The following is a 10,064-nucleotide window of genomic DNA, read 5'->3' as shown; positions in this document are numbered from 1 at the left end:
TAGTTGCGGAATAACAAGACGTTCAAGGCGATTCGAAACGCATTGGGGTTATAGTGCCCAAATAGGCACGGATTTATCAGAGTTTATTTTAGGTTAGGGTGCATGTGCGTCTCTCACACCTTAACTGGGCGTTAGCTTTCGGGGGCTCTCTCCCTAGCTTCCTCGTGACTTTCAGCAGTTCTGTCCAGCTTAATGGTACCTTGCAGACGTTACTACGAGGGTGTGTTGTCTGTGGTAACTCAACTTCAGCTTCAATGAAACAAAGTGGTTTCGCAGTGTTATCAGCAAAACCTAGGGTAGTCATCGCACTCGAAAGTAACGAGCGAACTTCGGCCCTTATAGCTTCCTCAATGGATGCAAATATAATTTCATCGGCGAGCTCAACGTATGACGATGGTGAGGTATCAGTATACATCCCTGGTCGTCTTCGTACTGGCTCCAGTCCATTGAGGACTGTTATTGCACCTGAGTTGTAGTTTTCCATTAATCGTTAATCCTGCTCTGTTATTTGTAATCTGCTGCTTCGGACTGCAAATACTTCACCGGAGGAATTGGCGCTCCCTCCTAATGATTACAGAGGTTTAAACTAGTTGTTGGTTGTGACTAGGAGTTTTTGTCATACATGCTCCTTAGTTAATGTTTGTTGTTAGAAATACGTATTAGTTTACTGTGTATGCTATTTGCTCTCTCGATAATCCTCCTTATTCGTAAAGTGTGATGGCCTTGCCAGTTACCAATCACAGATGGAAGTACAGCTTTATAAGCGCCAGAACTAACTGGATTGTACTTTGGACAGATAAGTAACATTTTTCTTTGTTAACTATGTAGTCAAAAGCCGCTTTTTCTTCACTTGTAAGCTTCGAATCTAAATCTTTACGAAGTCGTTTTAGTGTATCAATATGGTTTTTGTGGGTGGGTTCGTTCATATCCGAAATTCTCCAATTGGATATGAGGAAGCCACCAAAACCGTCTGCACGTCACAAGCAGGTAATGACTAACTAGGTATATGGGGATAAAACCCTAATAATCAATAGGTAATCTGAAAAAAGCTAACAAGGCGCTTAAGACGGACTGCAAACGCATGGCGGTTTTAGTTTAAATTGGTTTTATGTGTTTACGGCGGTTATTTGGGGTTTCGTGGGGCGTTTGCAGCCACTTAGCTTAGCGTTAGTACGGGTTTGGCATCAAAGGTCATAAGTTTTGGTGTTTATCTGTTTTGGCGCTCGCCTTTACACTTATCAGTTTGTATCTCTCACGTTCTTTCCGGTGGCACTATATGCGGAGTGTTTGCTTTGATTTCACCGTTTACGGTTTCTAACTCTTAACCTATTTCTTTGGTGCTTCTTCTCTGTCGTGGTTTTTTGCTAAGTCAGAATTGTCTTTCTTTGGTGTTGCCGTCGAAGTGCGAGGATCGAATCCTTTTCTAATTTGAAGGCAGTGAAAGTAGGGCAGTTCAGTGCATTTTTCTTCTAGCCAACTCTCGTCTCTTAATCGAGTTTAAGTTTTGTAGCTGCCCGTCTCACTTCAGTGTTCAAAGCCTTTCATATCATCCCAGTTTTCAATATCTTGGAGTGCATAAATAGAAGTAGCGCATGTACTAACAAATTGCTTAAGAGTGATTCGTAACGCGTGGCATTTTTACTATGCGGTGGCTTATGTGATTAAGGTGCTGTGCGGTAGCTTTTGTATTGCGTTACTCACGCCTTAGCAAGGCGTTAGGTGCTTGGAGAAAATCATGAACTCAAAGGAAGTCGTCCTAGCTTTTTGGGATGCGATGAAAACAAATGACTTTGCCAAAGCAAGCGAGTGGCTTAGCCCAGACTTTGAGGGTTTCTGGCCACAGTCTGGTGAACTTATTATTGGCCGAGACAACTTTACGGCTATCAATTCCTATTACCCAGCGAATGGTATTTGGGAGTTTACAATTCACTCTGTAGTTTGCGACGGTGAAACAGTTGTCACTGATGTATCAATTACAGATAGTGTCCAAAAAGCACGAGCTATAACTTTTCATACCGTTGAAAGTGGCTTAATAAGTAAGCAAAAAGAGTTCTGGCCAGACCCAATGGAAGCACAAGCATGGCGGGCAAAATGGGTCAGATTAGTGCAAGATTAAGCTACGCACCTAACAAACAATTTAAGAGTGATTCGGCACGCGTGGCATTTTTCGTATGCATTGGCTTTAGTGGTTAAGGTGGTATGCGGCAACATCGGTATTGCGTGCCTCACACCTTAATTGGGCGTTATGCATCAGGGGGATTCATGGAATTTATAGATAGACCTGTAGGCTCAAATCAGGAAGAAATACACAAGTTAGAAACTATATTTCAAATAACTCTTCCTGAAAGTATGTTGAATTGGTGGAGTGTTAGCGATGGCCCTATAGTCTATTTTGGGTTCAAAGAGTTACAGTTCTTTTCTTTGTCGGAGATATACGGCGAAGATATTTATGGGGTAAAGCACGATATGTCTGGCGCAATGCCAATTTGCTTAGATGGTAATGGAAATATTTGCGTGGCCAGAATTGCAGGTGGTGTTATATCTGGCTTTTATGTCGTTGATTCTAGTGATTTAGGTTGGGAACAAGCGAAAATTATAAGCTGTGAATTCTTAAAGTTTGTGAACGATAGTTTTTCACCCGAAGAACGACTAAATGCATAACAAAGCATTTAAGAGTGATTCCCAACGCTTGGCATTTTTGTCTCTGCGTTGGTTTTTGTGTTTACGGTGTAATGGTTTAGGCATGGTGGTAGCGTTGCTCACACCTTAATGCGGCGTTAGGCATACAAGGAGTATCAGTTGAATTTAGAGTCATTAAATAAGTATTGGAGTAGTTTCAAAACTAAGCCTCTTTATAGCTTCTTTGGGTTGTTTGTCATTATTTGCGTAGCTGTGATTACTTCGTTTTTGAACGGTTTTGGGCAAGAGTTTGGTAGGCAACTGGCTGTCGATACAAAAGAAGTGAAGGCTTTTTATCAAGTTAAGTTATCACTTGGGAATACGTGGGGGCCTCAAATATCAGAAATTGAACCGCAACATTTCAATGTTGAACTAGTCAAAATTGACAATGATAATTCCGCTCAAATCTTGCTAAATACTCCTGAAGTAGGGAGATATACTTGGCATACATACGACATTGATAAAGAATTTAGCAAAGCCTTTCAATCTAAAGACTATTTCTACTTATTTGAAATATTAAAAATCGATAGTAACGCTGGTTACATAGAGTTTAAATTGTACAAAACTAAGCAAAATGCCTAACAATCTGTTAAGAGTGATTCGCAACGCTTGGCATTTTTACTATGCGTTGGTTTTAGTGGTTAAGGTGGTATGCAGCGGCTTCGGTATTGCGTTGCTCACACCTTAACAGGGCGTTATGTGCAAGGAGGCAAAATGAGCAAAGTGTACTTATTCGATTGGGGCGACACGCTAATGATCGATTTCCCAGATCAAACAGGGAAAATGTATGATTGGGAAAATGTCCAAGCTGTAAACGGTGCTCTGCAAACCCTAGAGGCACTGTCGAAACAACATCAAATCTATGTCGCTACTAATGCCGCTGACTCAACAGAAAGTGATATCAAATTAGCTTTCGACCGAGTAGGTTTATCTCCTTTTATTTCAGGTTACTTTTGTAAAGCTAATCTTGGTATTGGCAAAGGTGCTCCAGACTTCTTCCATCGAATTATCGACACCTTAAATGTTGATTCTAAATAAGTGGTTATGGTTGGTGACTCATACGACAAAGATATTGAGCCAGCAGTCACAGTTGGCATCCAAGCTGTCTGGTTTAATCCTATGGGTAAGGTTGTTCAGGGAAGTCACGAAGTAAAAGAAATCAGGCATTTGTTGGAACTTTGCACATAACAAAGCGTTTAAGTCAGATTCGCAACGCGTGGCATTTTTGTTTTGGTTGAGTTTTGTGTTTACGGTACAATAGTTTAGGTTCAGTGGTAACGTTGCTCACTACTTAACGCGGCGTTAGCCAAAGCTTGGAGCTCAGACGTTATCGATAAGGATGTATATGTATAGTGAGCCGAATTTACACTCGAGAAACTTAAAGTTAATATCTCTATTTTTCATTCTCTATTGGTTGCTAGGCCTGAAACCAATGGATGAATCAATTAGATTGCTTGTTATTAACTATGAAATTTCTAACCCGTCAGCACTAAAGTGGGTATCTTATTCGATCTTATTTTACTTTGCTTGGCGATTCTATTTAAATTCTCGTCGGCGGATAAGAACCGGATATAGAAAATCGGTTTCCATCCACAACTTTCCCAATAAAGAAAGTCGCTTTTACAAAAAGCTAGTGTCTCTAGCTGATGAGCATTATGTTAAGAATAAAAAATCAGAGTTTGAAGAAACTAGGCAATCTAAGTTCGATGATAACCCCGTTGAAGGGTTTAACAATGAGCTTTACCGAATCCATGTTTCTAAGTTTTCTTATGAATCAGAAAAGCTTACATTGACTTATCAAGTTCAATACTCTGGAACACGATTGGCTGGCAACGACTTTACCAATGGTGTAATTAAGTTTAGTAGCATTGAATGGCTTCTCTTCAAATTCATAGGCTTCTTTAAGTTTTCAATCAAGCAAGAAGATGCTCCAGATTATCTATTGCCGTGGGTTTTATTTACATTGGCACTTGTATGTGGCGTGCTGACTAAGCTTGGGATATCTGTGAACTGCATTGGCTAACAAACAATTTAAGAGTGATTCGGCACGCGTGGCATTTTTATTATGCGTTAAGTTTGGTGATTAAGGTAGTATGCAGAAGCATAGGTATTGCGTGCCTCACACCTTAATTGGGCGTTAGCTGCTCTGGGTGGATTTACTCCATGTGAGGCTATTTTGTCTTTGCTAAAGTTTGTGTGGCGCATCTAAAATTTGGAGAGTGAGTTTTAAAAGCACTAACTTTGCAAGAAAAGTAATCTATTCTAACGACCGTTGAATTTTTCAGAAAGTCACTGGAAGCATATAAAGTTCCTCATAAGGTTAAACATGAAATATATTGTCCTATTTTTATTTGCCTATCTTGGGTCAAATTTGATTTTCAGCTTTTTCAATTTTAATTATAACTTCATGTCAGACTCATTTGATTTAACCAAGCTTCTTATAGATTTTGGCGTATTTATTGTGCTCTGGGCTATCGCTGATTTGGGCTATAAAAAGTTCACTAAAAGAAGTGGTGTAACAAACAGCTAACAAGGCGTTCAAGAGGGACAGTCAACGCGTGGCGAGTTTGGCTCAAATCTTGGTATTTGTGTTTATGGTGGTAAATTGAAGTTTGGTGGTAGCGCGTTGCTGCCCCTTAACGCGGCGTTAGTTGCCAACGAGGAAAACGCAGCTAAAACAGAGTGTTTAGGTCTAATCGTTCGTGTACTTTGTTCTATTTTGCACTTCGAACTTCGGGTTCTTGGTTAGCGGAAATTGAGCTTCGATCTTTTCCTAGTTTGGTTTGCCGTTTCAGAAACCGATTTACTTGTTGAAAGTCAGCTTTGTGGCATTGTTTCTCCAAAAGGTCTTTTTGGTGTTGTCAGTTCGTTTTCTACGGCGTTGCGTGTTCCAAGTGGTTTCAGTGACAGGCGCTTTGAAACTACGTCTGATTTGAGTGTTTCAGGACACGAGAAATAGGTGTTGGCAAAGCGTCAATAAACCTTAAATAAAAGCCTTGGGTCTGGCAACTAACAAAGCATTCAAGAGGGATTCACAACGCTTGGCAGTTTTGGTTTGAATTGGCTTAAGTGTTTACGGCACAATTGGTTAAGTTCGGTGGTGGCGTTGTTCACCCCTTAATGCGGCGTTATGTGCTTACCCAAAAACATATAGTATAATGTTCGCTTTGTTGCTTAACTAAATTTACGATGAATATTGTTGTACATGTGCATGATGGTGTAGCAAAGCACGGCTACGAAATGGGAACTCGACAAGCATGGAAATGTGGAGATAAAGCTCACGAAGTGTATCGAGTTCTAGGTGTCATCAAAGGTCAGGTAGTAAGTGTTATCGAGGACGTTACCGCTGAATTGTCTACGTTCGACAACAACCCAGAACATCATTCCGGTAGCGATGGTCGCTATATATTCTTAGGTGGGAAGTGCTGGAACGAAAAGGAAATCTTTGCTCCAGATATGCCAAAGTTTATGTTCAAAAAGATTAAAGGCTTAAACCAAGGACATCGTTATTTGAGTGATGCTGAACTTGAAGCGAGTTTGTCATAACTGGTTAGTACGCACATAACAAACTGTTTAAGAGTGATTCGCAACGCGTGGCATTTTTACTATGCGTTGCGTTTAGTGTTTAAGGTGGTTGTGGCAGCTCTTGTATTGCGTTGCTCACACCTTAACAGGGCGTTATATGAAAATGGAAATATCGAGTGAATGAACTAAAACCAAGAAATCGAGAAATGTCGACAGGGCTGCTAAGGCAGAGAAGAAACCTGCTCGCGAGTTCTGCTGTAATGCCTATGTTTTTTGTTAGCCAAGCTACGGTAGAGAAAATCAACGTTCTTGGAACCGTTATTAATATTGGCTCTCCATCTTCAATTAATTACATGATTGGAACAGTGTTTGTCTATTTCTTACTTCGATACTGGCAATATTATCGGGAAGAGAACCACTTGCGAGACTCAAAAAGGTCAGCAACTGAGCATATGTATGCCTATGAGGAGTCTCATCGATATGCATTAGCGCGTGCGCAGTTAGGAGAAAACAATAGCAGTGCTGTAAGTATCTATATGCTTGATCCCAATATTAGGCGATCATTCAGTTATGGAGGCATCAAAGATAAACCCAACGAAAGAGTGTCTTTATTTAAAACTCGGGGGTATTTTTATGCATATACAGAGAACAGTAGCGATCAAAAACTGAGGAAGAAGTTTCATACACATATGCAATCTGACCCTTACCTTTCTTGGGAAAGACTACATCCGCATTTAGATGGTACTACTGATGTTGAAAATCAGTTTTATAAAAATCATTATGAATTTGTTCATGCTAAGTTCTATTTCACACGAGTGTTCGGCTGGTTAAAGTATGCTTTTTCAACCTCATATTTTACAGATTATCATATGCCATTCCTTGTTGCGTTTGTGGCAGTAGTTACAAGTGCTGTGGGGGTTTTCATATAACAAAGCATTTAAGAGTGATTCCCAACGCATGGCATTTTTCATTCCATCGTTGGGTTTTGTGTTTATGGTGGTATGGTTAAGTTTTGTGGTAGCGTTGCTCACACCTTAATGCGGCGTTATGTAGCCGCGAGAGGACGGTAAGTTAAAAGGATTTATATATGTTAAATATTCGCCAAGCTCGCATTGAAGATATCAGTGTTATCAAGAAACTACAGTTTCAGCTTAATGAGTATCATCAAGCAAATTTACCTAATGACTTTTTATCACCGGAAGAAATTGAACAAAAAATAGACATGCACAAGATAATCGAAAGTGAAAGCTCGATTTGTCTGGTAGCCGAAAGCAAAGGGCAGTTAGTAGGTTTTGTTTTTGGTGAGCTATGGGTTCGTAAGTCTTGGACGCTCAAACAGCGAAAGATCGCAAGCGTTGAACAGATTGTAGTGGATTCACGCTTTAGGAGTCAGGGTGTTGGACTGGCGCTAATAGAGGCATTTGAAGAAAGGGCTATTTCTAACGGCGGAGAAGAGCTGTGGTTAGAGGTATATTCTTTCAATGAATCTGCTCTAGCTTTGTATCGCAAAGCTGGTATTGCGCCCAAAATCCAAATTGGACAGAAAGCACTAACCTGAAAGTCGGCTACATAACAAATTGTTCAAGAGTGATTCGGCACGCGTGGCATTTTTACCATGCGTTGGTTTTAGTGGTTAAGGTGGTATGCGGGGGCATCGGTATTGCGTGCCTCACACCTTAACAAGGCGTTATGAAATACGTCTAACATCTCAAAAGTGAGAAGGTAGAATAAGGTTCAATTAAATATTCAATATAATAGTTACCTAATAACTTTAACGACAAGGTTGGGCTTCAATGGAAAATGAATTGATTAATGTATGCTATGACGGTGATGCTGGATCTAGTGATATTAGGACTTGCTATTACGATGGTATATTACACATATCTTTAACAGATATCTTTGTTACATTGACAAAAGAAAACAGATCGTTAGATGAACGGTTTCCATCGAAATATATTCCTAATCTGATCAAATCTCAGCTGCAAGATCTCGATTCAGACGAATATATCCATGTACCTGTTGCCAACCCTCGATTTGAAAATGAAAAGGAAGTCTTCGTCACTCAACCTGGTCTAAATCGTGTTATGGGGACTGATAAGTCCAAAGCAGGTAAAAAATTTCAACGTTGGCTTTATCATGAGGTTATCCCATCTCTGCAAAAGCACGGTGTTTATCCACCACCACAGACAGCGCAAGGCTCTGCTCTTGCACAGATGGCAGAGATTGTGGCTCAAAATTCAAGAATGCTTGCAGACACCATCATGGAGCAAGAAAAGATCCGCTTGGAATTTTCTAGTGTAAAAAATGAGGTATCTAGTGTCGAAGCACGAGTTTCGAAACTTGAAGACGAAGATTCTGATAACAAGTTTATCCTTACTGTTCGTCAATGGTTTGACCAAGCTAACCAGTCTCTATCGGCCGAAAAAGAGCTAGATATTGTGTGCTGGTGTGAAAACCTATCTTTTAAGTATTCAAAGCGACAAATAGCATGTCCTTCTGGTGAGCGATTAAATGCAAGGTTTCATAAGCCCATCATCGAAGAAGCCAAAAGCCTTGTAGAACGCGCACTAGGCTAAGTGTTTCATAACAAAGCATTTAAGAGTGATTCCCAACGCTTGGCATTCTTACTATGCGTTGAGTTCAGTGTTTACGGCGCTTTGCAGAGTCTTTTGTATTGCGTTGCTCACACCTTAACAGGGCGTTAGCTTAACTAGTATTTCGACAATAGGTAAATTCGGTGAAAGTATATTCTTCGTTTCCTAACAAGATGAACTTTGTAAGGTCTGGAATCGATATAGATTCCATATATAAGAGATACGCTCTTCTGTATGATCAAGTGATCTTCAATCGGCATGGATGCCCGATTGGTGGTCGTGACGAGTTTTCCGATGTGGCGTCTTATATTGGATGTACAGTTGCACACAGAGGTGATAGAAATACTGGGCTCAAACTAGCAAGGAATACAGCCTTCAAATCGTTATTTGTGGATATGTGGGACTTTTTTGACAATCCTGAAGAGTTACCATATCAAGCTAGTAGCTATATTGCACCGGACATAGCTCAACAGGTGTTAGGTTACTCTTGGTTCCAAAATGCTCTAGACCAAGAAATGGGTATTCACAACCATACGCGAGAGTCCAAAGCTGCTGCCATAGTAGGTTCGGATATTTCATCTGATATCGCATTCAATTTATTGCTATCTGACAAAATCCCAGATTTTAATATGAGTTTGGCTCCTGTTATAGGTCGGGCGTTTGCAAGTTCTCATAACATTGATAATGAAATGAACTTATTTACAACAGAGTTAATCATTCCCGATTTTGAGTCGCTATCATGGGATCAGATTTTAGAGCTAAGGCAAGATAAATACATACAAAGCTTCCGAAATAAGGTGTTCAATAATGTAGGTACAGGTGTGCATCCTGATGAATCTCTACATGAAAGCTTAGAAAAAGACCTTTGGTACCTTGCTGAGCAAGCCAAACCTAATATCGAGGGGCGTTTGCTGGAAATGTTTTTAAGTAATTTGCCATTACCGTCTACAGTAAATCCTTTCAGTTATTTTTACGGGGCTAAATCTTTAGCTCAAGGTGCAGCTAACGTGGAAAAGTCATGGGTTTATGTCATACAGCATATGAAAAAGTTAAGCTAACAAAGCATTTAAGAGTGATTCGCAACGCTTGGCGCTTTCGCTTCGCTCAAGTATAGCCAAGCGTCGCTCACACCTTAATGCGGCGTTAGCTTTCAAGGAGGAAAATTTGAAAACTGTGTTACTTAAAATTACGTGTTTATGTTTGTTATTGCTGTCAGCTCAGGCATTTTCATCTGGGCTAGAAAACATCAATTCAGCAATAACATCA

Annotated in this window: 10 protein-coding genes and 2 pseudogenes; 11 read left to right on the top strand and 1 reads right to left on the bottom strand. The window is 40.2% G+C overall.

Annotated elements, in window-relative coordinates:
* Nucleotides 1-396 precede the first annotated feature (396 nt).
* Nucleotides 397-484: pseudogene (locus F7Y48_RS23685) on the bottom strand (DNA topoisomerase IV); the annotation flags it as partial.
* A 1,251-nt stretch (nt 485-1,735) separates the two neighbouring features.
* On the opposite strand from F7Y48_RS23685, the gene F7Y48_RS23275 reads away from it, so the two are divergent.
* The 11 genes and pseudogenes from F7Y48_RS23275 (at nt 1,736) to F7Y48_RS23225 (ending at nt 9,856) form a co-directional block, all read left to right on the top strand.
* Nucleotides 1,736-2,116, top strand: a complete 381-nt coding sequence (locus F7Y48_RS23275; RefSeq protein WP_005477828.1) for a nuclear transport factor 2 family protein — start codon at nt 1,736-1,738, stop codon at nt 2,114-2,116.
* 146 nt (nt 2,117-2,262) lie between these two features.
* The gene (locus F7Y48_RS23270) at nt 2,263-2,661 is read left to right on the top strand and encodes an SMI1/KNR4 family protein (protein WP_316685439.1); all 399 of its coding nucleotides are present in this window, start codon (nt 2,263-2,265) and stop codon (nt 2,659-2,661) included.
* Nucleotides 2,662-2,799: 138 nt separating this feature from the next.
* Nucleotides 2,800-3,261 carry a hypothetical protein gene (locus F7Y48_RS23265; RefSeq protein ID WP_316685438.1) on the top strand — a complete coding sequence of 154 codons (462 nt, stop codon included), beginning with the start codon at nt 2,800-2,802 and terminating at the stop codon, nt 3,259-3,261.
* A gap of 132 nt (nt 3,262-3,393) precedes the next feature.
* Nucleotides 3,394-3,867: pseudogene (locus F7Y48_RS23260) on the top strand (HAD family hydrolase).
* Between the two features lie 244 nt (nt 3,868-4,111).
* Nucleotides 4,112-4,702 (top strand): hypothetical protein, encoded by a 591-nt coding sequence (locus F7Y48_RS23255; protein ID WP_140091121.1) that lies wholly within the window; start codon nt 4,112-4,114, stop codon nt 4,700-4,702.
* A gap of 732 nt (nt 4,703-5,434) precedes the next feature.
* Entirely contained in the window at nt 5,435-5,638 is a 204-nt protein-coding gene (locus tag F7Y48_RS23250) for a hypothetical protein (protein ID WP_031418838.1), read from the top strand.
* 230 nt (nt 5,639-5,868) lie between these two features.
* Nucleotides 5,869-6,225 carry a hypothetical protein gene (locus F7Y48_RS23245; RefSeq protein WP_020198239.1) on the top strand — a complete coding sequence of 119 codons (357 nt, stop codon included), beginning with the start codon at nt 5,869-5,871 and terminating at the stop codon, nt 6,223-6,225.
* Between the two features lie 155 nt (nt 6,226-6,380).
* Nucleotides 6,381-7,133, top strand: coding sequence for a hypothetical protein (locus F7Y48_RS23240; RefSeq protein WP_053812413.1), 753 nt, complete (start codon nt 6,381-6,383; stop codon nt 7,131-7,133).
* 158 nt (nt 7,134-7,291) lie between these two features.
* Entirely contained in the window at nt 7,292-7,762 is a 471-nt protein-coding gene (locus F7Y48_RS23235) for a GNAT family N-acetyltransferase (RefSeq protein WP_258506947.1), read from the top strand.
* A gap of 235 nt (nt 7,763-7,997) precedes the next feature.
* The gene (locus tag F7Y48_RS23230; RefSeq protein WP_023623900.1) at nt 7,998-8,780 is read left to right on the top strand and encodes a hypothetical protein; all 783 of its coding nucleotides are present in this window, start codon (nt 7,998-8,000) and stop codon (nt 8,778-8,780) included.
* A gap of 161 nt (nt 8,781-8,941) precedes the next feature.
* The gene (locus tag F7Y48_RS23225; protein ID WP_258507615.1) at nt 8,942-9,856 is read left to right on the top strand and encodes a hypothetical protein; all 915 of its coding nucleotides are present in this window, start codon (nt 8,942-8,944) and stop codon (nt 9,854-9,856) included.
* Nucleotides 9,857-10,064 lie beyond the last annotated feature (208 nt).

Origin of the sequence: Vibrio sp. 2-1-2a (assembly GCF_032648565.1) — a bacterium.
In the GTDB taxonomy this organism is placed as follows: Bacteria; Pseudomonadota; Gammaproteobacteria; order Enterobacterales; family Vibrionaceae; genus Vibrio; species Vibrio diabolicus.
This window is presented reverse-complemented; position numbering and strand designations above follow the sequence as displayed.

What these genes read in the sequence shown, in the direction of transcription:
- F7Y48_RS23275 (WP_005477828.1), top strand. Translation starts at nt 1,736, where the DNA reads ATGAACTCAAAGGAAGTCGTCCTAGCTTTTTGGGATGCGATGAAAACA.
- F7Y48_RS23270 (WP_316685439.1), top strand. Translation starts at nt 2,263, where the DNA reads ATGGAATTTATAGATAGACCTGTAGGCTCAAATCAGGAAGAAATACAC.
- F7Y48_RS23255 (WP_140091121.1), top strand. Translation starts at nt 4,112, where the DNA reads ATGGATGAATCAATTAGATTGCTTGTTATTAACTATGAAATTTCTAAC.
- F7Y48_RS23245 (WP_020198239.1), top strand. Translation starts at nt 5,869, where the DNA reads ATGAATATTGTTGTACATGTGCATGATGGTGTAGCAAAGCACGGCTAC.
- F7Y48_RS23235 (WP_258506947.1), top strand. Translation starts at nt 7,292, where the DNA reads ATGTTAAATATTCGCCAAGCTCGCATTGAAGATATCAGTGTTATCAAG.
- F7Y48_RS23230 (WP_023623900.1), top strand. Translation starts at nt 7,998, where the DNA reads ATGGAAAATGAATTGATTAATGTATGCTATGACGGTGATGCTGGATCT.